The sequence below is a fragment of the Pseudomonas sp. TH15 genome (assembly GCF_016651105.1).
Taxonomy (GTDB): Bacteria; Pseudomonadota; Gammaproteobacteria; order Pseudomonadales; family Pseudomonadaceae; genus Aquipseudomonas.
In genome coordinates, this window is record NZ_JAEKEL010000001.1 from 1822394 (window position 1) to 1845000 (window position 22607).

Here is a 22607-nt window from a genome sequence, read left to right on the forward strand (position 1 = left end):
TGAGGACTCAGCCAGCGGCACGCTGCTGGCGGTCTGGGATTTTATGAGGGGCGAGAAGCCGCGCTTCAAGGGTGCGGGTGAAAGCGAGCGCTTCAGCTTCGCTGCGGAACGTGACGGCGTGTTGGTCCAGGCGGACCTGCCATTGGGATGTTGCCACTTCTTTTATCAGGATCTTCATTGCTGACCTCCTTCAGTAAAAGACGGTGTCGCAGAGGTTTCGATTGTAGACCTGAATACGATCGCAATTGTGACAAGGGTCAACCTTCGGACTGACGGTTTGCAAGATCAAAAGATCGCAGCCTTTTGTCGAGCCGGGCTTACCCACGATGGCGATCTCAAGAACGCTTTCGCGGGCAAGCCTCGCTCCTGCGGGAGCGGTTAGAACCCTTCCAGCACAATCTTGCCCTTGGACTTGCCGCTTTCCAGCAGTTCATGGGCGCGGCGCAGGTTGGTTGCGTTGATGGTGCCGAAGTGTTCGCCCACTGTGGTTTTCAGCGTGCCGGCATCGATCAGCTCGGCCACGCGGTTGAGCAGGTTGTGCTGCTCGATCATGTCGGCCGTTTCAAACAGCGAACGGGTGTACATAAATTCCCAGTGCAGCGAAATGCTCTTGCGCTTGAGCTTGGTCACGTCCAGCGCCTTTGGATCATCGATCAGCGCCAGTTTGCCCTGAGGCGCCAAGGCTTCGATCAGTTGATCCAGGTGTTCATCGGTCTGGGTCAGGCTGGCGACGTGGGTCACCTGCCCAACGCCGGCACGCTTGAGTTCTTCGCTCAACGGCTGGCTGTGATCGATCACCAGATCGGCCCCCAGCTCACGCACCCAGCTCTGGGTTTGTGGGCGAGATGCGGTGCCGATGACCTTCAGCCCGGTGAGTTGCCTGGCGAGTTGGGTCAGGATCGAGCCGACACCGCCGGCAGCCCCGACGATCAGCAGACTCTGGCCTTCATCGGTTTTGCCTTCGCGCACTTGCAGGCGCTCGAACAACAATTCCCACGCGGTGATCGCGGTTAACGGCAGGGCGGCGGCTTCAGCGAAACCGAGGGTTTTCGGCATATGGCCGACAATCCGCTCGTCCACCACATGCAGTTCGCTATTGCCGCCAGCCCGGGCGATGGAGCCGGCGTAAAACACTTTGTCGCCGGTCTTGAACAGCGTCACTTCACTGCCTACAGCTTTGACCACGCCCGCCACGTCCCAACCCAGCACTTTGGCCGCGCCGCCTTCAGGCTGGACGTTCTGCCGAACCTTGGCGTCCACCGGGTTGACCGAGATGGCTTTGACTTCCACCAGCAGGTCGCGGGGACCGGGGACCGGTTCTGGCAGTTCGATGTCTTGCAGGGATTTTGCGTCGCTGATCGGCAGGGCGGCGTAATAGGCAATGGCTTTCATCGGTGACTCCAGAATCTGAATGAACAAGGCATGATTTCGATGGGACAGATGATTGGCTATTTCTCTGCAAGATAAAACCCGCTAAAAGAGCACTCTCTTTCAATATTTTTTTGATAATCGAGGCTGAAGATGCTGCGTTTCGATGACTTGCAGTTGTTTGTCCGGGCGGCGGACCTGGGCAGCCTGTCGGCGGCGGCGCGGGTGATGGACATGTCGGCGGCAGTGGCCAGCGCGGCGCTGAAGCGTATCGAACAGCAACTCGGCGCGCGGTTGCTAGCCCGTTCCACCCGCAGTCTGCGCCTGACGGCCGAAGGTGAAGGCTTTCTGGAATATGCCCGGGCGGCCCTGAGCAATCTGGATGAGGGCCGCCGTCTGCTGGCCAGCGGACAGGATCAGGTCAGCGGTGTGCTGCAACTGTCGGCGCCGTCGGATTTCGGACGCAACCTGTTGCTGCCATGGCTGGATGAATTTCAGCGTGAACATCCGAAACTCACTGTGCGTTTACTGTTGGGGGATCGCATCGCCGACCTGTTCCGCCAACCGGTGGACATTGCCCTGCGTTACGGCGAGCCAGAAGATTCGAGCCTGGTGGCGCTGCCCATCGCCCCGCAAAACCGCCGGGTCCTCTGCGCCTCGCCCGGTTATCTGGCCCGGCACGGCGAGCCGCGCCAACTGGAGCAACTGGCGCAACACAATTGCCTGTTGTTCATGCTCGGCAGCCGGGTTCACGATCACTGGAGTTTCCACGATGGCAAGCGCGAAGTCGGGTTGACGGTCAGTGGTGACCGTTTCAGCGATGACGCTGACGTGGTGCGCCTGTGGGCCGTTGCGGGGGCGGGGATTGCCTACAAGTCCTGGCTCGATGTGGCTGCCGATGTGTTGGCCGGTCGCTTGAAAGTGCTGATGCCGGAGTTGCTCTGTGAGCGCGCACCACTGAATTTACTGTGTGCTCATCGCGCGCAATTGAGTAAGCCGGTGAACCTTTTGCGGGAAATGCTTGCCAGCCGATGTGCGCATTTGGGGCGTCAATTTCCAGCCCTACCGGGTGTAGATCAATAGTCGCAGGCAAATAGCGAAATTTCTGTCAGGAACTATCAGCACCGGAAGCGTCCCAAGGGCAGGAACCAGCGGTTAACCCGCTTATACTAGCGCCCGCTTCATGCCTGCACGGTCGAATCGGCCCTGACGCGTTCACAATCCTGTCGTCCTTGCCCGGGAGTCGGCCCGGGTTGTTCGACAGAACACATTGCGAGGGTGGTTTGCCTGACCCGGTTCATGGCGGTTTACGCGTCTTGGCCGACGACATATTACTGGTCAAGATGTCTGTGAGCAGTAGACGAAATGATTCAACAGGGAGTGAATACATGGAACATGCACCTTGCATTAGCCAGATCGCCACGTTGCTGGCTGACCCCAAGCGCAGCGCAATGATGTGGGCCTTGATGGATGGCTCGGCGCGGCATACCGAAGAGCTGGCCTTGCTAGCCGGGCTGTCGCCGTCTTCGGCCAGTGCACACCTGGGGCGTTTGTCCGCCGGAGGTCTGTTGAAAGTCGAAGAGCGCGGGCGAAAAAGGTTCTTCCGCCTGGCGGCCCCCGAAGTCGGCGCGGCGGTCGAAGCGCTGGCCAGCGCTTCCCTGGCCAGCATGCCTCGGGATATTGCGCAGACGATCAAACGTGGCAGCCTCATGGCCAAGCGCCAGGCGGCGCCGTCGTCGCTGTTGCAGGCCCGGCTCTGCGATGACCATTTGGGTGGCACGTTGGCGGCCGATCTATTCCAGCGTCTGCTGGATGCTGGCTGGATCGAGCAGTTCGATCAGCGGGTCGTTGTCACCCACAAGGGCGCCACGCAACTGGCCAGCCGGGGGGTGTTCATCCAGGCCCTGGCCCACCGCAACGCGCAAATCGCCTGCGCCTGCCCTGACTGGAGTGAACGCCGCCCGCACCTGGGAGGCTCGCTGGGCGCGGCGTTGTTGCAGTTGTTCATGCAGTCTGGCTGGTTGAGCCTGCCCAATGACTCGCGGTCGTTGCAGATCACCGCTGCCGGGCAGCGTGAAGTTCATCGCTTTGCCAAGGAGGCCGAGCTGGAAATGGCGTTTTAGACACGTCGAGACCGACGTCTGAGGTCTCGGGCGTCGTTCAGGGATGCGAGCAGGTCGCATCCAGCAATAACCCCCAGCCGCTATCGCGCACACTCGTTCCGGGGACTTTCGGACGGGGGGATGTGGCATGGAAACACGAGGCTTCAGCGCGGCAGAACGATTGGAACGGCTGCCCATCAGCGGCTATCACCGCATCATTTTCATCATCATTGCCTTGGCGTTTTTCTTTGACTCCATGGACCTGGCGATGATGACCTTCCTGCTCGGCTCGATCAAAACCGAGTTCGGCCTGAGCAGCGCCCAGGCCGGGTTGCTGGCCAGTTCGAGCTTTTTTGGCATGGTGCTGGGGGCGTCGTTGTCCGGCATGTTGGCCGATCGCTTCGGACGCAAACCGGTGTTCCAGTGGAGCATCGTGTTGTGGGGCATCGCCAGTTACTTGTGCTCGACGGCGCAAAACGTGGAAACACTGACCTTGTTCCGAGTCCTGCTGGGGATCGGCATGGGCATGGAGTTTCCCATCGCCCAGTCGATGCTCTCGGAACTGATTCCGGCCAAGAAGCGTGGGCGTTATATCGCGTTGATGGACGGGTTCTGGCCGCTGGGTTTTGTCGCGGCCGGGGTGCTGTCGTACTTTTTGCTGCCGGTGATCGGCTGGCGCGACATCTTCCTGGTGTTGGCGGTGCCGGCGGTGTTTGTCCTGGCGATTCGCTTCTTCATTCCCGAATCCCCGCGCTGGCTGGAACAGGCTGGGCGGCATGAGGCGGCGGACAAGGTTTTGTTGCGCATTGAAGATCGAGTCCGGGCGTCGCTGGGGCGTGCTGATTTGCCGGAGCCGATACGCCTGCCGCGCGTGGAAAGTACGCCGGGCCACTTCTTTTCCGCGCTGCGGCAGATCTGGTCGCCGCTGTACCGCCAGCGCACGATGATGATCTGGAGCGTCTGGTTCTTCGCCTTGCTCGGTTTCTATGGATTGACGTCGTGGCTCAGCGCCTTGCTGCAACAGTCAGGTTTTGCCGTGACCCAGTCGGTGTATTACACGGTGCTGATTTCCCTCGGCGGGATTCCCGGGTTCCTCATGGCCGCATGGCTGGTGGAGCGCTGGGGACGTAAACCGGTGTGCGTGGTGACGCTGCTGGGCGGCGGGGTGATGGCGTTTCTCTATGGCCAGAGTGCGGTATTTGGCGGCAACGTCAGCCTGTTGATTACCTCGGGGCTGTTGATGCAATTCTTCCTGTTCGGCATGTGGGCGGTGCTCTACACCTACACGCCGGAGTTGTACCCGACCTCGGCGCGGGCCACGGGCTCAGGATTTGCCTCGGCGATTGGACGCATCGGTTCGTTGCTTGGGCCGTTGGTGACCGGGCTGGTGTTCCCGATAACCGGGCAGGGCGGGGTGTTCGCCTTGGGGGCGATGTGCTTTGCGATTGCGGCGGCGGTGGTTTGGGTGTTCGGGATGGAGACGCGGGGCAAGACGCTTGAAGAGTTGACTGAAGCGACACCGATCTAAAAATGTGGGAGCGGGCTTGCTCGCGAAAGCAGTGTGTCAGTCGACATTGATATTGACTGACACGGCCCCTTCGCGAGCAAGCCCGCTCCCACAATGGTTATGCGGTGATGCTTATGGCTTTACCAGTCGAGCATCCAGGCTGTTCTGCGCCAAACGCTTGGCCTGATCCTGGGTCATGCCCAAGTCGGTATACAGCGCGTGGAAGTTCTCGGTGACATAACCGCCGAAGTACGCCGGGTCGTCGGAGTTCACGGTCACTTTCACGCCACGTTCGAGCATGTCGAGAATGTTGTGCTGGGACATGTGATCGAACACGCAGAGCTTGGTGTTGGACAACGGGCACACGGTCAGCGGGATCTGTTCGTCGATGATCCGCTGCATCAGACGCTCGTCTTCGATGGCGCGCACGCCATGGTCGATGCGCTGGATTTTCAGCAGGTCGATGGCTTCCCAGATGTATTCCGGCGGGCCTTCTTCACCGGCGTGGGCGACGGTCAGGAAGCCTTCGTGACGGGCACGATCAAACACACGCTGGAACTTGCTCGGCGGGTGACCCATCTCCGAACTGTCCAGGCCGACAGCCACGAACGCATCGCGGAACGGCAGCGCTTGGTCGAGGGTTTTCTGCGCTTCGTCTTCGCTCAAGTGGCGCAGGAAGCTCAGGATCAAACCGCTGGTGATGCCCAGTTGCTGCTCGCCATCTTTAAGTGCGGCAGCGATGCCGTTGAGCACCACTTCGAATGGCACACCACGGTCGGTGTGGGTCTGCGGATCGAAGAACGGCTCGGTGTGAATCACGTTCTGCGCCTTGCAACGCAACAGGTAAGCCCAGGTCAGGTCGTAGAAATCCTGAGAGGTGCGCAACACGTCGGCGCCCTGGTAGTACAGGTCGAGAAACTCTTGCAGGTTGTTGAAGGCGTAGGCCTTGCGCAGGGTTTCGACGTCGTCCCACGGCAGGGCGATCTTGTTGCGTTCGGCCAGGGCGAACAGCAGCTCAGGCTCCAGCGAGCCTTCCAGGTGCAAGTGCAGTTCTGCCTTGGGCAGGGCGTTCAGCCAGTCGTACATGTTCGAATTCTCATCAGGTGCAATGACGGCATTCTACAGATGCGCGCCGCAACAATTGGTAAAACCTGACCAACCGGTTCATCACACCGCTTCCTGTTCCCGTCGATAGACGTAGGTATCGGCGAAGCGCGAGAGCAGAAATTCGGCGCAGGTGGTGGCCGGATATTTCGCCGGGTGCAGTTCGTCCTGGCAACCGGGCAGGCATTCGATGGCGGTGTCCGGGTGTGGCTCGGCGAAGAACGGCATCGAGTAACGGTCCACCCCCAGCGGGCTGATCACCCGGTGCGGCGTCGACAGGTAACGGTCGTTGCTCCAGCGCGCCATCATGTCGCCGAGGTTGACCACGAAGGTGCCTTCGATGGGCGGCGCATCGATCCACTCACCTTTGACGTTGCGTACTTGCAGGCCGCCGGCGGCGTCCTGATAGAGCAGGGTGATGCAGCCGTAATCGGTGTGGGCGCCGGCGCCTTGCTGGTCTTCAGAACTGGCGGTGTGGCGTGGCGGGTAGTGGATCATCCGCAGCACGCTGACGGGCTCATTGAAGCGGGTATCGAAGAAGTCGCGTTCGATGTTCAGCGCCATCGTCATCGCCCGCAGCAGGGTTTGGGCGAGGGCTTGCATGTCGACGTAATGCTGCTCCATCAGCGCTTCCCAACCCGGCATCGATGGATGGCGGTTGGGGCCGCGCAGCGGTTTTTCCGCCAGTACTTCCGGGTGATCGGCCGGAAAGTGCAGGCCCATGTCGAAGGTTTCTTTCAGGTCACTGGGTTTGCTCGGGTCCAGCTGCTCGGTGGCGATGGCGCCGTAGCCGCGATGGTGTTGGGTCTGGGTGATGTCGATCTTGAGCTTTTCGGCGGCGGGCAGGGCGAAGAAACGGTGGGCGTGGTCGAGCACGGCATCGATGCGCGCGGCGCTGATCGGGTGACCTTTGATGTAGAAAAAGCCCCAGTCGCGGCAGGCGCGGTCGATTTGCGTGGCGACGGATTGCCAGGCATGGGCGTCGTCGCTGTAGAGCGGAGCGATGTCGATGATCGGGAGTTGATTCATGCGCAGTCCTTATAAACGCCGGAATTCCAATGTGGGAGCGGGCTTGCTCGCGAAGAGGGAGTGTCAGTCGGCATTTTCGTAACTGACGCACCGCTTTCGCGAGCAAGCCCGCTCCCACAGGGGGGTGTGTTGAGGCTGAAGGATGAAGGATTACTTCGGAATCTCAGCCTTCATGCCTTCAACGTAGTAGTTCATCGACGCCAGTTCCGCATTGCTCGCTGTCGCCCCCGCCGCGATTTTCTCGACACCGGCCTGATCCTTGATCGGCCCGGTAAACGGGTGCAGCGCACCGCTCTTGATGTCGGCAATGATTTGCTCGGCTTCGGCTTTCACCGGCGCCGGCACCAGGTCGCTGATCGGCAGTTCAACCGTGCCTTCCTTCAAGCCGCCCCAGTAATCCTGGGATTTCCAGTTGTGGTCGAGCACGCTCTGGGTCGCCTGAATGTAGTGCGGGCCCCAATCGTTGACGATCGAGGTCAGCACCGCTTTCGGCCCGAAGTGCGCCATGTCCGAAGCGTAGCCCACGGCATACACGCCTCGACGTTCGGCCGCCTGGATCGGCGCCGGGCTGTCGGTGTGCTGGAACACCACGTCCACGCCCTGGTCGATCAGCGCGTTGGCGGCATCGGCCTCTTTGCCCGGATCGAACCACGAGTTGACCCACACCACCTTGATCTCGGTGCCCGGGTTGTACTTGTTCAGAGCCAGTTGAATGGCGTTGATGTCGCGGATCACTTCCGGGATCGGGAACGAGGCGACGTAGCCGATCTTCTTGGTCTTGGTCATCTTCGCCGCGAGGAAACCGCCGACGTAGCGACCTTCATACGTGCGCGCCAGGTAGGTGCCGAGGTTCTTGTCCTGTTTGTAGCCGGTGGCGTGCTCGAAGGTCACCTTGGGGAATTGCTTGGCGACTTTCAGGGTCGGGTTCATGTAGCCGAAAGAGGTCGTGAAGATCAGGTCGTAGTTGTCCTTGGCCATGTTGCGGATCACCCGCTCGGCGTCGGCGCCTTCGGCGACGTTCTCTACGTAGTTGGTGGTGATCTGCGCGCCGAATTTATCGGCGAGTGCCTTGCGCCCCTGTTCATGCTGATACGTCCAGCCGTGGTCACCGATCGGGCCGATATAGACGAAGCCGACTTTCAGCGGGTCGGTGGCACTGGCGGTCAGGCTGGCGCTCAGACCGATAGCCGCCGCAACGGCGCACAACAGCTTCTTCAACGGACGTTTATGCATGAACTCGAACTCCATTTTGTTTTGAGGTTGGCGAGGTCAATGCAAATTGCTGACCAACAGGACAACAATCAAGCCGAAACCGTGTCGTGGCCATCGCGAGCAGGCTCGCTCCCACATTGAATCGCGTTCCCCTGTGGGAGCGAGCTTGCTCGCGATGGGGCCCTTGAGGCCGATAAAAGTGCATGGCCGAGCACAGCTGCCATCCACTGGTGCGCTAAGGTGTAACGAAACGTTAGCGCCGCCCCGCAGTCAGTAGCTCATCACCCTGTTTTCGCTCCACTGTGCAAAAGGCCCGCAATGCTCACACTCCTCAAGCAAGAAAAATTTCTGCTGCTGGCCGTTCTCGCCGCCGTCGTTGCGTACCCGCTAGAGCCGTGGATGTTGCACAGCGGCCAACCCGTCGCGCTCGCCGCCGGGCTGGTGCTGATCGCGTTCATCGTCGTCGCCTCGATGCGCGTGGCTCATCACGCCGAATTGCTCGCCGAAAAAGTCGGCGATCCTTACGGCACGATGATTCTGACCCTCGCCGCCGTGCTGGTCGAAGTGGTGATCCTGGCGATCATGATGAGCAACGAAGCCTCGCCGACCCTGGTGCGTGACACGATTTACTCGGCGGTGATGCTCGACATCAACGGCATTCTCGGTCTCGCCGCTTTGATGGGCGGGATCAAGCATGGCGAACAGTCCTACAACGACGACTCGGCGCGCAGCTACAGCGTGATGATCCTCACTGCCATGGGGGTTTCAATGGTGGTGCCGGAGTTCATTCCTGAAGCGAATTGGAAGGTTTATTCGGCGTTCACCATCGGCGCGATGATCGTGCTCTACACCTTGTTTTTGCGCATGCAGGTCGGGCCGCACAGTTATTTTTTCAGCTACAGCTATCCGGAAAAACGCCGCAAGAAAGTCCCGGAAGACGAACCTGAGCCGGTCAACGTGGCGCTTAGCGTCAGTACGCTGGTATTTGGCGTTGTGGTGATTGGCGCCTTGGCCGAGGTGATGTCCAAGACCCTCGACCTGGGGCTGGAAGGAACGGGAGCACCGCCGGTGATCACGGCGATCCTGGTAGCGGCGATTTCCGCTGCGCCGGAGATTTTGACCGCATTGCGCGCGGCATTGGCCAACCGCATGCAGTCGGTGGTCAACATCGCCATGGGCGCTTCGCTGTCGACGGTAATCTTGACGGTGCCGGTGATGGAAGCGATGGCGCTCTACACCGGCCAGCCATTTCATATGGCGATGACCCCGGTGCAGACGGTGATGGTTTTTCTGACGTTGCTCGTCAGTGCGATCAACCTCAACGATGGCGAAACCAATGCCATTGAAGGCATGACTCACTTCGTGTTGTTTGCGACGTTTATCATGTTGTCGTTGCTTGGCCTCTAAGCACACCACAAAACCACGGTGGAAACCGGATCAATGTGGGAGCGAGCAAGCCCGCTCCCACATTTTTGATTGTGTTGTGTCAGGTCCCGGCAATCAACTGCCGAGCCGCCTGGCTGTGATCGGCAATCAAGCCTTTGAGATCCAGCCCTTCAACCTGCCCATCAATCACCCGCCACTTGCCGCCAACCATCACCCGATCCGCCCGATCCGCACCACACAGCAGCAACGCCGACACCGGATCATGGCTGCCGGAAAACCGCAGCTCATCGAGTTTGAACAGCGCCAGATCCGCCTGCTTGCCCACCGCCAACTCACCGATATCGGTACGCCCCAGCAAACTCGCCGAACCCTTGGTCGCCCAGCCCAGGACCAGTTCCGGGGTGATCTTCTCGGCGCCATAACGCAGCCGCTGGATGTACAGCGCCTGACGGGTTTCGAGCATCATGTTCGACGCATCGTTAGACGCCGAGCCGTCCACTCCCAGGCCCAGCAACGCACCCGCGGCGGTCAGGTCCAGCGTCGGACAGATGCCGGACGCCAGGCGCATATTCGAACTCGGGCAATGGCAGATACCGGTGCCGGCCGCGCCGAGGCGGGCGATTTCGTCCGGGTTGAAATGGATGCCGTGGGCCAGCCAGGTGCGCGGGCCGAGCCAGCCGACGCTGTCCAGGTAATCCACGGTGCGCAGGCCAAAGCGTTGCAGGCAGAAGTCCTCTTCGTCGAGGGTTTCCGCCAGGTGTGTGTGCAGGCGCACATCGAGTTTGTTTGCCAGTTCGGCGCTGGCGGACATGATTTCCGGCGTCACCGAGAACGGCGAGCAGGGCGCCAGGGCGATCTGGATTTGTGCACCGTCGCCACGCTCGTGGTACTCGGTAATCAAGCGCTGACTGTCGGCGAGAATCACTTCGCCTTCCTGCACGGTTTGCTGCGGTGGCAGGCCACCGTCCTTTTCGCCGAGGCTCATGGAACCGCGCGTCAGCATGGCGCGCATGCCCAATTCGCGAACGCTTTCGACTTGCACGTCGATCGCGTTTTCCAGGCCTTCCGGGAACAGATAGTGGTGATCGGCGGCGGTGGTGCAGCCGGACAGCAGCAACTCGGCCAACGCGACTTTGGTGGCCAGGGCAAGTTTTTCAGGCGTGAGGCGCGCCCAGACCGGGTACAGGGTTTTCAGCCACGGGAACAACGGCTGATTGACCACCGGCGCCCAGGCGCGGGTCAGGGTTTGATAGAAATGGTGATGGGTGTTGATCAGGCCGGGCAGAATCACATGCTCGCGGGCATCGAAGACTTGTCCACAAGGTGAGGACGGTTGCTGGCCAGCGGCGAGCACTTCGACGATCAAACCGTCTTGCAGCACCAGGCCGCCACGGGCATCGAGGCCATTGGCAGTGAAGATCGCGAGGGGATTTTTTAACCAGGTACGGGTCGCAGGCATGTTGGCCGGCTCCTCTGAAAGTTGGGTTCAGGTTAGCCAGCTCAGTGATTACCCTGTCTGCTGATCCAGGGTCGCGGTGAGGCGAGGTGCGAAGTTTCAAACAAAACGGCGTCGCGGGCAAGCCCGGCCCGACCAGACGACCCAAAACCCCTGTAGGAGTAGCCTGCGGCAGCTCCTACGGGGGAGGGCGGTGTTACCAGGGAATGGTCTCACCTTTATAGTTCACAAAATAATGGCCGCCCTTACCGGTATACGCATTCACCTGATCAACCAACCCGCGGGTGCTGGTTTCCACATCCAGGTCTGCACCTTCGCCGCCCATGTCAGTCTTCACCCAGCCCGGATGCAGTGACAACACGGTGAGTTTCTGTTCGCCCAATTGCGTCACGAAGCTGTTGGTCATCGAGTTCAACGCGGCCTTACTGGCCTTGTACAGCGCCAGCTCCGGTGCGTCCGCCACGGTTACGCTACCCAGCCCGGAACTCATGAACGCCAACACACCGCTGCCGTCACGAATCTGCCCGACGAAACGCTGGGCCAGGTTGATCGGTGCCACTGCGTTGGTGAAAAACAGTTGCCCGACTTCGGCCAGCGTCGCGCCGCCACCAGGCGTCTGAACTTCCGGGCCCTTGACGCCGGCATTCACGAACAACAGGTCAAACATTTCTCCCTTGAGCTGTTGGCTCAGGGCGATGACGGCTTGCTGATCATCCATGTCGAGTTTTTCAATCCGCACCTTGCCCAGCGCTTGCAACGCATCGGCCTTCTGCGGGTTGCGCACGGTAGCGGTGACTTGCCAGCCGTCGGCCAGCAAGGTTTTCACCAACCCGAGGCCCAAGCCCCGAGAAGCGCCGATGATGAGTGCGGTTTTTGCCGTGGACATGAGTGGTTTCCTTGATAAATGAGGATCACGGATTCAGTGGACAACGCTGGCCGAGCCGTTGCTGCAACTCACTGCGCAACGCGCCGAGTTCGGCCATCCGGGTTTCGATCAACTTGAGCTTGTCTTGCAGCAGTTGCGTGACGGCGCTGTCCGGGTCGGGCGACTGCCATAACGCGGCGACGCTGTTGCCGATCTCGCCGAGGGTAAACCCCAGCCGTTGAGCGGTTTTGATGTACAGCACCAGTTGCACCATGTCCGCCGGGTAGTCTCGATAACCGTTGGCGCTGCGTTGCGCGGCGATCAACCCGCGCTGCTCGTAGAAGCGCAGCGTGTCGCGGCTGACGGCGCTGGCCTGGGCTAATTCACCGATGCGCATCTTGACGTCTCAAAGGGGCTTGACCCTGGAGCATACTCCAGGCTTTAGCCTTGTTGCTCCCTGAATTTATGGAGCAACGCCGATGTGGACTTCAACGCAATATCGCCGACTGGTGCGCGGCAGTGCCTGGTATGACTTGATCGTGACGGCGGCGTTTGCCACGCCTTGGAGTTTTGCCGCGTTGCATGGGGTGTTGTCGAGTGTGAGCCAGGCGTTGAATCTGCCGGGTGAGTTGCCGGCGTTTGAGCCGATGCACATGCTTATGGCGAATTTGTTAGGGTCGATTGTGTGTGTTTGGGCGGTGTTGCGGATTCGTGATCCGCAGCAGGTTTATGGGCGGTATGACGCGGTGGGGCGGTTTTTGTTTGCGGCTTGGCAGGCTTATGCCCTGGCCCATGGCGCCAGTTCGCTGTTGGTAATTTTCTTGTTCTTTGAAGTGGTGTGGGGCGTGGTTCAGGTGTTGCCGGTTCGGGCGCTTTCGCGAGCAAGCCCGCTCCCACAGGGAACTGTGTAAACCCGATCCAATGTGGGAGCGGGCTTGCTCGCGAAGAGGCCCGCCCGGCCGCCTCCTAATGCCCACCCTGCCACGGCTGCCCCAACGACACCGGCGCATACAACCGTGTGCGCACCGCATCCCGTGACAACAGCACCAGCACTACAATGGTCGCGACATACGGCAGCATCGCCAGCAGACTCGACGGAATCGCCAGCCCCAACCCCTGCGCCACCAGATGCAGGATGCTGGCGAGTCCGAACAGATACGCTCCGAGCAACAACCGCCACACCCGCCAACTGGCAAACACCACCAGCGCCAAGGCAATCCAGCCGCGTCCGGCGCTCATGTTCTCGGCCCACATCGGCGTATAGGCCAACGACAAATAAGCCCCGGCCAACCCGGCCATCGCTCCGCCAAACAACACCGCCAACGTACGCACAGCCAATACCGGCAAACCCATCGCACTGGCCGCGTCCGGGTTTTCCCCAACCGCTTGAATGATCAGCCCGACGCGACTTTTAAGGATCGCCCACGCCACCAGCGCAAACAGCGCGAACGACAGATACACCAGCAAATCCTGGGCAAACAGCATCCGGCCGATCAGCGGAATCTCGCTCAAATACGGAATCGCCACCGGCTCAAAACCCGCCAGCGGTTTACCGACCCACGCTGCGCCGACAAACGTCGACAGACCCACACCGAAGATCGTCAGCGCCAACCCGGTGGCCACCTGATTGGCGTTGAACACCAGCGCCACCAAGGCAAACAGCGACGACAGCAGCATCCCGGCGAGCATCGCCAGCAACACGCCAAGCCACAGGTTGCCGCTGTTCAGCGCGACGATAAAACCGATCACCGCGCCAAACAGCATCATGCCTTCCTGGCCCAGATTGAGGACGCCGCTCTTCTCGCAGATCAGTTCCCCCAGCGCCACCAACAGCAACGGCGTACCGCAGCGGACCATGGCGTAGAAAATATTGCTCAGCAGATCGATATCCATCACAGCGCTCCTGCGGTTACGGCGGTGGCGGGTGCGCGGCGTGCCCAGCGCAGGTTCAAACGCGGCCGATAGAGAATCAGCACGTCACTGGCCAGCAGGAAAAACAGCATCATCCCCTGGAACAGTTGGGTGATCGCTTGTGGCAGGTTCATGCTCATCTGCGCGCTCTCGCCACCGATGTACAGCAACGCCATCAACAGGCTGGAAAACAGAATGCCGATCGGATTCAACCGGCCGAGAAACGCCACGGTAATCGCTGCATAGCCGTACCCTGGCGAGACTTGCGGGACTAATTGGCCGATCGGTCCGGTGACTTCACAGACGCCGGCCAATCCGGCCAGGCCGCCGCTAATCAACAGCGCCAACCAGATCAACCGCTTCTCGCGAAAGCCGACAAACCCCGCCGCGCGCTTATCCAGCCCGAGCACTTTGATCTGGAAACCGACAAAGCTTTTCTGTAACAGCACCCACACAGCGACCAGCGCGAGCAGGGCGAAATAAACACCCGCGTGAACCCGACCGTCCTCCATCAACAACGGTAAACGGCTGGCATCACCAAACATCGCCGACTCCGGAAAGTTGAACCCGGCCGGGTCTTTCAACGGCCCGTGCACGCAGAACAGCAGCAGGTTCAGGGCGATGTAATTGAGCATGATGCTGGTGAGGATTTCGTTGGCGTTGAAGCGCGTGCGCAACCACGCCGTCAGCCCGGCCCACGCTGCGCCGGCCATCGTGCCGACGAGCAGGACGAAGACCAGCGCCCAACGACTTTGCATGTCGATGATGTTCACCGCCAGTGCACTGCCGGCCAGGGCGCCAAGCAGCAACTGGCCTTCGGCGCCGATGTTCCAGATCCGTGCTTGATACGCCACCGCCAGGCCCAACGCGCAAAGCAGAATCGGCAAGGCTTTGACCAGCAGTTCGGAAACGCCATACAAGTCGCTGATCGGCGCGATCAGCAAGGTGTGCAAGGTCAGCAACGGGTCGTGACCCAACGCGATAAACAACAATGAGCCGCAGCCCAAAGTCAGCGCCGCCGCCAGCAACGGCGAGCACCACAACATCAGGCGCGATTGCTGGCCACGGGGTTCGAGAGAAAGCAGCATGTGGAACTCCGTTAAAGCGTTGCGGGTGCAGGTGAATGAGGGACGTCGAACTGGCCGGCCATCCAGCCACCGACATCGGTCAGGCGAGTGTCGACGGTGGCCTTGAGCGGCGACAATCGTCCGCTGCACAAGGCGCCGAGGCGATCGCAAATCTGGAACAGTTCATCGAGGTCTTCGGAGATCACCAGGATCGCCGCGCCGGCATCGCGCAAGGCAATCAGCGCGCGGTGAATGGTTGCTGCCGCGCCGACGTCCACGCCCCAGGTCGGGTGCGCGGCCACCAGCAGTTTTGGCTGCTGAAGGATTTCCCGGCCAAGGATGAATTTCTGCAGGTTGCCGCCGGACAGGCTGCGGGCCGCCGTTTGGGTATTGGGCGTCTTCACCCCGAAACGGCGGACGATCTCTTCGGCCAGCGCCTCGACTTTGCCACGCTGGATCAGGCCATTGCTCACCAGCCCTTGCTGAAAAGCCGTGAGCAGGGCGTTGTCGGCCAGGCTCAGTTCCGGAACCGCGCCATGGCCCAGACGTTCGGCGGGGACAAAGGCCAGACCGAGTTTGCGCCGGGCATCGGGGCGCAAATGGGCGACCGCTTGCCCGGCGAAACGGACAGTTGCACCGTCGTTGCGGTTCAGCCGTTCCTCACCGCTGAGCAACGCCAGCAACTCATCCTGACCGTTGCCCGCTACCCCGGCGATGCCGACAATTTCACCGCTGCGTACTTCAAGGTTGATGTCCTTCAGCGAGCAGCCGAACGGGTCCGGGTTATGCCAGGACAATCCACTGACATTCAAAAATGCCTCACCACCGACCACCTTCGGATAGTCAGTAATCAGCTCGGCCGCTTCACCGACCATCAACCGCGCCAGTTGCTGATCCGAGCACTCGGCCGGCACGCAATGCCCGGCCACCCGACCGCCGCGCAGCACCGTGGCGCTGTGGCATAACGCGCGGACTTCGCCGAGCTTGTGGCTGATAAACAGAATGCTGCAGCCCTCGACCGCCAGTCGACGCAAGGTGACGAACAATTCGTGCGCTTCTTGTGGCGTCAGCACCGAGGTGGGCTCATCGAGAATCAGCAGACGAATGTCCTGCATCAGGCAGCGAATGATTTCGACCCGTTGGCGTTCGCCGATGGACAGGCTGTGGACAAGTCGTTCCGGTTCCAGCGCCATGCCGTAGCGTTGGGAAACCTCACGAATCTTCGGCTCCAATTGTTTTGGTGTCCCGGCCGCCGCGCCCATGGCCAGCGCAATGTTTTGCGCCACGCTCAGGGTTTCGAACAGCGAGAAGTGCTGGAACACCATGCCAATCCCAAGCCCGCGTGCCTGGGCAGGATTGCGCATGGCAACGCGTTGTCCTTGCCAGATCACTTCCCCGGAATCGGCGTGGGTGACGCCGTAGATGATCTTCATCAGCGTACTTTTGCCCGCGCCGTTTTCACCGAGCAGGGCATGGATTTCACCGGGAGCGATGCTCAGGTCGATGGCATCGTTGGCCAGGCAACCGGGGTAGCGTTTGCTGATTTTACGTAGCTGCAGGCGCGAGGCTTGATTGGGGATCGGATCGGGGATCGGCACGGGGTTGGGCATGACAGGCTCGGGTCGATTGAAGTTATGCCTGTGGATAAAGCAATTTTCTGGCCATAGAGTCAGGAATTTTCGTAAAGCCTTGCTGATCAGGGCTTTGCGGAGACGTCTGGAACCGTTTCGCTGATGAATCAGGCACCACTTGAGGGCAAGGTATTTGATCAGGCTCCGCTTTTGCCCGCGTCTATTTGATCAAAAAATGAGCAGTCGGCTGCAAGCTATGCCGGACACGGGGCTGAGCCAGCCATGAACGGGTTATCCACAGGTTGCTCCACAGTATTTGTGTGCAAGCGCAACGCTAGGGCATAAGCACTGTGCGGCTATCTTCTAAAGGCGATAAACCGAGCTAACTGTTTGTTTTTTCGTTGATTTCGAATTTTGGACAGGACTTTGGACGAAAAGTGAACAAAGCCCGCAAAGCCGCATGACAGAAGGGTTACAGCGGTATGTGCTCAGGTTATCCACAGCCGGGTGCACAGTAGATGTGGGCAACTGTTGAATACAGTGAAATTGGGGAATGCCCCAAAAGATCGCAGCCTTCGGCAGCTCCTACAGGGGATCGCGATTTCAACGTAGGAGCTGCCGAAGGCTGCGATCTTTTGATCTTCTAGCGTTGCAGCAAAATCCGGCCGCGGCTCAAATCCGCGAGGTGTGATTGCAAGGTGTCGATCATCTGTTCAGCGATGGCCAGTTTCAGCTCCACGCCATTAGCGGTGAAGGATTCCTCCACCACCAAGCCGCCGAGTTCCGCCACCCGCAACTTCACCAACGCCAACTCGCCAAACCCACATGCGCAACTCAACGGCACCCGGCTGATCAACTCAACCTTCGGCGCCGCTTGCAGGCACTTGTTCGCACCGCCGCCGTAAGCGCGGGCAAGTCCACCGGTGCCGAGTTGAATGCCGCCATACCAACGAATCACCAGCACCGCGACCTGATCGCAATCCTGCGCTTCAATCGCCGCCAGAATTGGCCGGCCAGCCGTCCCGCCGGGTTCGCCATCGTCGTTGCTGCGGTACTGGTCGCCGAGCTTCCAGGCCCAGCAATTGTGCGAGGCGTTCAAGTCACTGTGTTGTTCGATGAACGCCTGGGCATCCGCCGGGCTGCTGATCGGCCCGGCGAACGTGATGAAGCGGCTTTTGCGAATCTCTTCGCGGTATTCGCAAAAACCGCTGAGGGTAAAAGGCATAAAGGACTTAGATAGCCGGTGTCAGGCCGCAGCCCTTGAGGATGATGCGGATCAGGTTGGTGCCGGCGTCTTCCATGTCTTGCTTGGTCAGCTTGGTGCGCCCGCTGACACGGCAAATCTGGGTGGCGAAGTCGGCGTAATGCTGAGTGCTGCCCCACAACAGGAAGATCAGGTTTACCGGGTCGACCGGGTCCATCTTGCCGGCGTCGATCCACGCCTGGAACACTGCGGCCCGGCCCTGGAACCAGGCGCGATAGTCCTGGTTGAAATACTCGGTCAGGCACTCGCCGCCGCTGATCACTTCCATGGCGAAAATCCGCGAGGCCTGTGGCTGGCGTCGGGAGAACTCCATCTTCGCGCGGATGTAACGGGTCAGCGCCTCGGCCGGATCGTCTTCGGCGGTCAGGGTGTTGAACGTGCTGTCCCACAACTCGATGATGTTGCTCAGTACCGCCACGTACAGCCCAAGCTTGTTGGTGAAGTAGTAATGCAGGTTCGCTTTGGGCAACCCGGCATTCTGGGCGATGGTGTTCATGCTGGTGCCTTTGAACCCGTGGCGGGCGAATTCATCTTCGGCGGCTTTGAGGATCGTCTCTTCGTTCTTTTGACGAATGCGGCTGGCAGGTTTGCCGCCGTGGGCGGGGACTTCAAAGGTCATAGGCACTTCCGAAATAGTCTGTGGGTGCAACCAGTGCGTTGATAGCGCACCCACAGGTTTCAGACAAGTCCTGAGGCAATAAAACCCTTATAGCTGCTCGATTGGGTCGCTTTTTAACGGGGTATTGGCGTCAAGCATTTGGGTTTTCGATTCGGGCAGCAACAGGCACATCAGGATCGCTGTGATACCGCCGCTGGTGATCGCCGAGTCGAACAGGTTCTGCACCAGTTTTGGCAGCAGGTGCAAAAGGCTCGGCTGCGCGGCGATGCCTAGGCCAACACCAAAGGAAGTCGCAATGATCAACATGCTGCGACGATCCAGCGGCACCTGGGCGAGGATGCGCACGCCGGCCGCCGCGACACTGCCGAACATCACCAGGGTTGCGCCGCCGAGCACCGGTTTGGGGATCTGCTGCAACACCGCGCCAATCAATGGAAACAGCCCGAGGCAAAACAGTACGGCGCCGATGTACAGGCCGACGTAACGGCTGGCGACGCCGGTCAACTGGATCACGCCGTTGTTCTGCGCAAACGTGGTGTTGGGGAACGCGCTGAAGGTCGCGGCGATCAGGCAACTGAAACCGTCACCGAGCACACCGCCCTTGAGTCGGCTTATATAAGAAGGACCGCTGATGGGCTGGCGGGCGAGCATGCAGTTGGCGGTGAGGTCGCCGATGGTCTCGATGGTGCTGATCAGATAAATCAGCGCCACGGGCAGGAAAGCCGTCCAGTCGAAGCTGAAACCGAATCGGAAAGGAATCGGAAGACTTACGAAGGGCACGTCAGGTAACGGTTGCGGCACCAGTTTTCCACTGAAGTACGCCGCGATGCTGCCCAGCACCAAGCCAATGATGATGGCCGAAAGGCGAATCCACGGCGTATTCGAGCGATTGAGCAGGACGATCGTCAACAGCACGAACACGCCCAGCGCCAGATTGCCCGGTGCGCCGAAATCCGCTGCGTTGAAACCACCGCCGAGGTCAGTGATGCCAACCTTGACCAGGCTGATGCCAATCAAGGTAATGACAATCCCGGTCACCAGCGGCGTGATCACCCGGCGCAGTTGGCCGATGAAACGGCTCAAAACGATCTGCACCACGGCGCCGAAAAAGCACACGCCGAAGATCATCGCCAGAATGTCTTCCGGGCTACCGCCCCGTTGCTTGACCAGGAAACCCGCTGACAGCACTGCGCCCAAAAACGCAAAACTGGTGCCTTGCAGGCAGATCATCCCGGCACCGATGCCGAATGGCCTACGGGCCTGGATGAACGTTCCTACGCCGGAGACCATCAGCGCCATGCTGATCAAGTATGGCAAATAGGCAGTCAGCCCCAGCGCCGAGCCGATCACCAGCGGCGGGGTGATGATCCCGACGAAGCTGGCGAGCACGTGTTGCAGGGCGGCGAGGATCGCGGCGAGGGGTTTTGGACGATCGTTGAGGCCGTAGATCAGATCGCTGGGGGTTGAGGATTCTGGCTGCATGGGCGTAGGAACTCATTGCTGACGGATCAAGGTGCTGATGCGTTGCAAAAAGCTGTCCAAGTGCTCAGGTTATTGATCGATTTGTGCTGCGTCGCCCAGCGTGGCTGGGCTGTACAGGATTCTTAGCGAGTCGCCGCCAGGCTCTCCAAAAAGCTTTCCAGCACCAAATGGGGGCGACGGCCCTTGCGTGTGACCGATGCGAGGCTCAGGTCATAAAAACGCGCGGTTGGCTTCAATGCACGCAATCGGCCCTGCTGGACCCAGAGGCTGGCGTAGTGATCCGGCAGGTAACCGATGTAGCGTCCGGTCAAAATCAGGAACGCCATGCCTTCGCGGTCCGAGGCGCTGGCGGTGCAATTGAGGGCTTGGTAATGCGCCTGGATCTCGGCGGGCAGGCGGAAGGTAGGGGCGATGGCGTCCTGGCTATTGAGGCGTTCATCGTCCAGTTGCTTGTCGTCGACATAAAACAACGGATGGCCGACCGCGCAATACAGCAGCGAGCGTTCACTGTAGAGCGGTTGATATTCCAGCCCCGACAAGGCGCTGGCCTGCGGCACTACGCCGACGTGAAGGCGCCCGTCGAGCACCCCTTGTTCAACTTCGTTGGGAGCGATCATGCGGATCTGAATTTGTACGTCCGGCCCGCGCTCCTTCAATTGCGCCAATGCGTGGGTAATACGCATATGGGGGAGGGTGACCAGGTTGTCGGTCAGGCCGATGGTCAACTCGCCGCGCAAATGTTGATGCAGGCCGTTGACCTCGGTGCGGAAACTTTCCAGCGCACCTAATAGCTGCAACGCCGAGTGGTAGACCTCGCGACCTTCTTCGGTCAGGGAAAACCCGGCGCGACCACGTTGGCACAGGCGCAGGCCGAGGCGTTGTTCCAGGTCGCTCATTTGCTGGCTGATGGCCGAGCGGCCGATGCCCAGCACTGACTCCGCCGCAGAGAATCCGCCGCACTCCACCACGCTGCGAAAAATCCTCAGCAGGCGAATATCAAAGTCGCTGACTTGTGCCAGCGGATCGGGGCGGCGAGTGCTCATGCTTTCGTACTCAAAGTTTAGTGGCTGGCAGACTGAACGTTAGAAGAGTTGGATTTCACCGACTTTATCCCCGTGGCAATTTAGCTGCAAGAACGCTTTTGATCTCTATGCCGCTTATTGCCCTGCGAGGTTTTGCTCATGAACTTGCCCGAAAACGCCCAGTCTTCCCTGGCCAGCCAGCTCAAACTGGATGCGCACTGGATGCCCTACACCGCTAACCGCAATTTCCAGCGCGATCCGCGACTGATCGTTGCGGCCGAAGGCAGTTGGCTGACAGACGATAAGGGCCGCAGGGTCTACGATTCGCTCTCGGGTCTGTGGACCTGTGGCGCCGGGCACACTCGCAAGGAAATCCAGGAAGCGGTTGCCAAGCAGTTGGGTACCCTCGATTACTCGCCGGGCTTCCAGTACGGCCATCCGTTGTCGTTCCAACTGGCCGAGAAAATCACTGACCTGACGCCGGGCAATCTGAATCACGTGTTCTTCACTGACTCGGGTTCCGAGTGTGCTGACACGGCGGTGAAGATGGTGCGTGCCTACTGGCGCCTGAAAGGCCAGGCGACCAAAACCAAAATGATCGGCCGTGCCCGTGGTTACCACGGCGTGAACATCGCCGGCACCAGTCTCGGCGGCGTGAACGGCAACCGCAAAATGTTTGGTCAGGCAATGATGGACGTCGATCATCTGCCGCACACCTTGCTGGCCAGCAATGCTTACTCCCGTGGCATGCCGAAAGAAGGCGGTATCGCTCTGGCCGATGAGCTGCTGAAACTGATCGAGCTGCACGACGCCTCGAATATCGCGGCGGTGTTCGTCGAGCCAATGGCCGGTTCCGCTGGCGTGCTGGTTCCGCCTGAGGGTTACCTCAAGCGTCTGCGTGACATCTGCGATCAGCACAACATCCTGCTGGTGTTCGACGAAGTGATCACCGGTTTCGGCCGTACCGGTTCGATGTTCGGCGCCGACAGCTTTGGCGTGACCCCGGACCTGATGTGCATCGCCAAGCAAGTCACCAACGGCGCGATCCCGATGGGCGCGGTGATTGCCAGCTCCGAGATCTATCACACCTTCATGAACCAGGCGACGCCGGAGTACGCGGTGGAATTCCCGCACGGCTACACCTATTCCGCGCACCCGGTGGCCTGTGCTGCTGGCCTGGCGGCACTCGACCTGCTGCAAAAGGAAAACCTGGTGCAGAGCGTGGCCGAAATCGCTCCGCATTTCGAAAATGCGTTGCACGGTCTGAAAGGTTCGAAAAACGTCATCGATATTCGTAACTACGGCTTGGCTGGCGCGATCCAGATTGCCGGGCGTGACGGCGATGCGATTGTGCGTCCATTCGAAGCCGGGATGGCGCTGTGGAAAGCCGGGTTCTACGTACGCTTTGGCGGCGACACCCTGCAGTTCGGCCCAACCTTCAACAGCAAGCCGCAGGACCTGGATCGTCTGTTCGATGCGGTTGGCGAAGTGCTGAACAAGATCGACTGATTTCTCCCTCTATATATGTACAAACACCAGGCGCCCCTCGACGGGCGCCGGTGGACAAAAAATTCAGGAGTACCGCATGAGCCTCATCCCGCATTTGATCAATGGCGAACTGGTGACCGAAGAAGGTCGCACG

22 protein-coding genes (1 of these 22 cut by a window edge) are annotated in these 22607 nt (G+C 60.1%); 7 read left to right on the forward strand and 15 right to left on the reverse strand.

Going from position 1 to position 22607, the window contains the following annotated elements; all coding sequences use genetic code 11:
- Positions 1 to 7 precede the first annotated feature (7 nt).
- Both JFT87_RS08185 and JFT87_RS08190 read right to left on the reverse strand, forming a co-directional pair.
- A complete protein-coding gene (locus JFT87_RS08185; RefSeq protein WP_201200314.1) occupies positions 8 to 178 on the reverse strand; it encodes a hypothetical protein in 171 nt (56 codons plus the stop codon).
- Between the two features lie 200 nt (positions 179 to 378).
- Complete coding sequence (locus tag JFT87_RS08190) at positions 379 to 1392, reverse strand: zinc-binding alcohol dehydrogenase family protein (protein WP_201200316.1); 1014 nt, start codon at positions 1390 to 1392, stop codon at positions 379 to 381.
- A 129-nt stretch (positions 1393 to 1521) separates the two neighbouring features.
- Here JFT87_RS08190 and JFT87_RS08195 point away from each other — a divergent pair, with 129 nt between their 5' ends.
- From JFT87_RS08195 to JFT87_RS08205, 3 genes are all read left to right on the forward strand, one after another.
- A complete protein-coding gene (locus tag JFT87_RS08195; protein WP_201200318.1) occupies positions 1522 to 2451 on the forward strand; it encodes a LysR family transcriptional regulator in 930 nt (309 codons plus the stop codon).
- A 305-nt stretch (positions 2452 to 2756) separates the two neighbouring features.
- Positions 2757 to 3491 (forward strand): ArsR/SmtB family transcription factor, encoded by a 735-nt coding sequence (locus JFT87_RS08200; RefSeq protein ID WP_201200320.1) that lies wholly within the window; start codon positions 2757 to 2759, stop codon positions 3489 to 3491.
- A 127-nt stretch (positions 3492 to 3618) separates the two neighbouring features.
- The gene (locus tag JFT87_RS08205; protein ID WP_201200322.1) at positions 3619 to 4998 is read left to right on the forward strand and encodes an MFS transporter; all 1380 of its coding nucleotides are present in this window, start codon (positions 3619 to 3621) and stop codon (positions 4996 to 4998) included.
- Positions 4999 to 5109: 111 nt separating this feature from the next.
- Here JFT87_RS08205 and JFT87_RS08210 read toward each other — a convergent pair whose 3' ends face one another.
- The 3 genes from JFT87_RS08210 to JFT87_RS08220 all read right to left on the reverse strand — a co-directional run bounded on the left by JFT87_RS08210 (position 5110) and on the right by JFT87_RS08220 (position 8343).
- A complete protein-coding gene (locus tag JFT87_RS08210; RefSeq protein WP_201200324.1) occupies positions 5110 to 6063 on the reverse strand; it encodes an adenosine deaminase in 954 nt (317 codons plus the stop codon).
- Positions 6064 to 6144: 81 nt separating this feature from the next.
- Positions 6145 to 7110, reverse strand: a complete 966-nt coding sequence (locus JFT87_RS08215) for a 2-oxoglutarate and iron-dependent oxygenase domain-containing protein (protein WP_201200326.1) — start codon at positions 7108 to 7110, stop codon at positions 6145 to 6147.
- Positions 7111 to 7260: 150 nt separating this feature from the next.
- On the reverse strand, positions 7261 to 8343 hold the full coding sequence (locus tag JFT87_RS08220) for a BMP family ABC transporter substrate-binding protein (RefSeq protein ID WP_201200327.1): 1083 nt from the start codon (positions 8341 to 8343) through the stop codon (positions 7261 to 7263).
- Positions 8344 to 8640: 297 nt separating this feature from the next.
- Here JFT87_RS08220 and JFT87_RS08225 point away from each other — a divergent pair, with 297 nt between their 5' ends.
- Positions 8641 to 9729 (forward strand): calcium:proton antiporter, encoded by a 1089-nt coding sequence (locus JFT87_RS08225; protein WP_201200328.1) that lies wholly within the window; start codon positions 8641 to 8643, stop codon positions 9727 to 9729.
- A 79-nt stretch (positions 9730 to 9808) separates the two neighbouring features.
- Here JFT87_RS08225 and JFT87_RS08230 read toward each other — a convergent pair whose 3' ends face one another.
- The 3 genes from JFT87_RS08230 to JFT87_RS08240 form a co-directional block, all read right to left on the reverse strand.
- Positions 9809 to 11167 carry an 8-oxoguanine deaminase gene (locus JFT87_RS08230; RefSeq protein ID WP_201200329.1) on the reverse strand — a complete coding sequence of 453 codons (1359 nt, stop codon included), beginning with the start codon at positions 11165 to 11167 and terminating at the stop codon, positions 9809 to 9811.
- 193 nt (positions 11168 to 11360) lie between these two features.
- The gene (locus JFT87_RS08235) at positions 11361 to 12050 is read right to left on the reverse strand and encodes an SDR family oxidoreductase (protein WP_201200330.1); all 690 of its coding nucleotides are present in this window, start codon (positions 12048 to 12050) and stop codon (positions 11361 to 11363) included.
- Between the two features lie 25 nt (positions 12051 to 12075).
- Positions 12076 to 12426 carry a MerR family transcriptional regulator gene (locus JFT87_RS08240; RefSeq protein WP_201200331.1) on the reverse strand — a complete coding sequence of 117 codons (351 nt, stop codon included), beginning with the start codon at positions 12424 to 12426 and terminating at the stop codon, positions 12076 to 12078.
- An 82-nt stretch (positions 12427 to 12508) separates the two neighbouring features.
- Between JFT87_RS08240 and JFT87_RS08245 the strand changes: the two genes are divergently transcribed.
- Positions 12509 to 12940 (forward strand): hypothetical protein, encoded by a 432-nt coding sequence (locus tag JFT87_RS08245; protein ID WP_201200333.1) that lies wholly within the window; start codon positions 12509 to 12511, stop codon positions 12938 to 12940.
- Positions 12941 to 12995: 55 nt separating this feature from the next.
- On the opposite strand, the gene JFT87_RS08250 is transcribed toward JFT87_RS08245, so the two are convergent.
- From JFT87_RS08250 to JFT87_RS08280, 7 genes are all read right to left on the reverse strand, one after another.
- Positions 12996 to 13922 carry an ABC transporter permease gene (locus JFT87_RS08250; RefSeq protein WP_201200335.1) on the reverse strand — a complete coding sequence of 309 codons (927 nt, stop codon included), beginning with the start codon at positions 13920 to 13922 and terminating at the stop codon, positions 12996 to 12998.
- Positions 13922 to 15028: an ABC transporter permease gene (locus JFT87_RS08255; RefSeq protein ID WP_201200337.1), complete on the reverse strand. Its 1107-nt coding sequence runs from the start codon at positions 15026 to 15028 to the stop codon at positions 13922 to 13924. Before JFT87_RS08255 ends, JFT87_RS08250 begins: the two co-directional genes overlap by 1 nt.
- A gap of 11 nt (positions 15029 to 15039) precedes the next feature.
- Positions 15040 to 16617 (reverse strand): ABC transporter ATP-binding protein, encoded by a 1578-nt coding sequence (locus JFT87_RS08260; protein ID WP_201200339.1) that lies wholly within the window; start codon positions 16615 to 16617, stop codon positions 15040 to 15042.
- Positions 16618 to 17221: 604 nt separating this feature from the next.
- A complete protein-coding gene (locus tag JFT87_RS08265) occupies positions 17222 to 17803 on the reverse strand; it encodes an IMPACT family protein (protein WP_201200341.1) in 582 nt (193 codons plus the stop codon).
- 7 nt (positions 17804 to 17810) lie between these two features.
- The gene (locus JFT87_RS08270) at positions 17811 to 18461 is read right to left on the reverse strand and encodes a TetR/AcrR family transcriptional regulator (protein WP_201200343.1); all 651 of its coding nucleotides are present in this window, start codon (positions 18459 to 18461) and stop codon (positions 17811 to 17813) included.
- A gap of 87 nt (positions 18462 to 18548) precedes the next feature.
- The gene (locus JFT87_RS08275) at positions 18549 to 19943 is read right to left on the reverse strand and encodes a uracil-xanthine permease family protein (protein ID WP_201200345.1); all 1395 of its coding nucleotides are present in this window, start codon (positions 19941 to 19943) and stop codon (positions 18549 to 18551) included.
- Positions 19944 to 20065: 122 nt separating this feature from the next.
- Positions 20066 to 20986 (reverse strand): LysR family transcriptional regulator, encoded by a 921-nt coding sequence (locus JFT87_RS08280; protein WP_201200347.1) that lies wholly within the window; start codon positions 20984 to 20986, stop codon positions 20066 to 20068.
- Between the two features lie 138 nt (positions 20987 to 21124).
- Here JFT87_RS08280 and JFT87_RS08285 point away from each other — a divergent pair, with 138 nt between their 5' ends.
- Entirely contained in the window at positions 21125 to 22474 is a 1350-nt protein-coding gene (locus JFT87_RS08285; protein ID WP_201200349.1) for an aspartate aminotransferase family protein, read from the forward strand.
- 76 nt (positions 22475 to 22550) lie between these two features.
- On the forward strand, positions 22551 to 22607 hold the 5' end (the start) of the coding sequence (locus JFT87_RS08290) for a CoA-acylating methylmalonate-semialdehyde dehydrogenase (RefSeq protein ID WP_201200350.1). It continues 1437 nt past the right edge of the window; the window shows 57 of its 1494 coding nt (coding positions 1-57); its start codon is at positions 22551 to 22553; its stop codon lies off the right edge, out of view.

Coding starts and splice junctions, on each gene's coding strand:
- JFT87_RS08185 (WP_201200314.1), bottom strand. CDS start 178: ATGAAGATCCTGATAAAAGAAGTGGCAACATCCCAATGGCAGGTCCGC.
- JFT87_RS08190 (WP_201200316.1), bottom strand. CDS start 1,392: ATGAAAGCCATTGCCTATTACGCCGCCCTGCCGATCAGCGACGCAAAA.
- JFT87_RS08195 (WP_201200318.1), top strand. CDS start 1,522: ATGCTGCGTTTCGATGACTTGCAGTTGTTTGTCCGGGCGGCGGACCTG.
- JFT87_RS08200 (WP_201200320.1), top strand. CDS start 2,757: ATGGAACATGCACCTTGCATTAGCCAGATCGCCACGTTGCTGGCTGAC.
- JFT87_RS08205 (WP_201200322.1), top strand. CDS start 3,619: ATGGAAACACGAGGCTTCAGCGCGGCAGAACGATTGGAACGGCTGCCC.
- JFT87_RS08210 (WP_201200324.1), bottom strand. CDS start 6,063: ATGTACGACTGGCTGAACGCCCTGCCCAAGGCAGAACTGCACTTGCAC.
- JFT87_RS08215 (WP_201200326.1), bottom strand. CDS start 7,110: ATGAATCAACTCCCGATCATCGACATCGCTCCGCTCTACAGCGACGAC.
- JFT87_RS08220 (WP_201200327.1), bottom strand. CDS start 8,343: ATGCATAAACGTCCGTTGAAGAAGCTGTTGTGCGCCGTTGCGGCGGCT.
- JFT87_RS08225 (WP_201200328.1), top strand. CDS start 8,641: ATGCTCACACTCCTCAAGCAAGAAAAATTTCTGCTGCTGGCCGTTCTC.
- JFT87_RS08230 (WP_201200329.1), bottom strand. CDS start 11,167: ATGCCTGCGACCCGTACCTGGTTAAAAAATCCCCTCGCGATCTTCACT.
- JFT87_RS08235 (WP_201200330.1), bottom strand. CDS start 12,050: ATGTCCACGGCAAAAACCGCACTCATCATCGGCGCTTCTCGGGGCTTG.
- JFT87_RS08240 (WP_201200331.1), bottom strand. CDS start 12,426: ATGCGCATCGGTGAATTAGCCCAGGCCAGCGCCGTCAGCCGCGACACG.
- JFT87_RS08245 (WP_201200333.1), top strand. CDS start 12,509: ATGTGGACTTCAACGCAATATCGCCGACTGGTGCGCGGCAGTGCCTGG.
- JFT87_RS08250 (WP_201200335.1), bottom strand. CDS start 13,922: ATGGATATCGATCTGCTGAGCAATATTTTCTACGCCATGGTCCGCTGC.
- JFT87_RS08255 (WP_201200337.1), bottom strand. CDS start 15,028: ATGCTGCTTTCTCTCGAACCCCGTGGCCAGCAATCGCGCCTGATGTTG.
- JFT87_RS08260 (WP_201200339.1), bottom strand. CDS start 16,617: ATGCCCAACCCCGTGCCGATCCCCGATCCGATCCCCAATCAAGCCTCG.
- JFT87_RS08265 (WP_201200341.1), bottom strand. CDS start 17,803: ATGCCTTTTACCCTCAGCGGTTTTTGCGAATACCGCGAAGAGATTCGC.
- JFT87_RS08270 (WP_201200343.1), bottom strand. CDS start 18,461: ATGACCTTTGAAGTCCCCGCCCACGGCGGCAAACCTGCCAGCCGCATT.
- JFT87_RS08275 (WP_201200345.1), bottom strand. CDS start 19,943: ATGCAGCCAGAATCCTCAACCCCCAGCGATCTGATCTACGGCCTCAAC.
- JFT87_RS08280 (WP_201200347.1), bottom strand. CDS start 20,986: ATGAGCACTCGCCGCCCCGATCCGCTGGCACAAGTCAGCGACTTTGAT.
- JFT87_RS08285 (WP_201200349.1), top strand. CDS start 21,125: ATGAACTTGCCCGAAAACGCCCAGTCTTCCCTGGCCAGCCAGCTCAAA.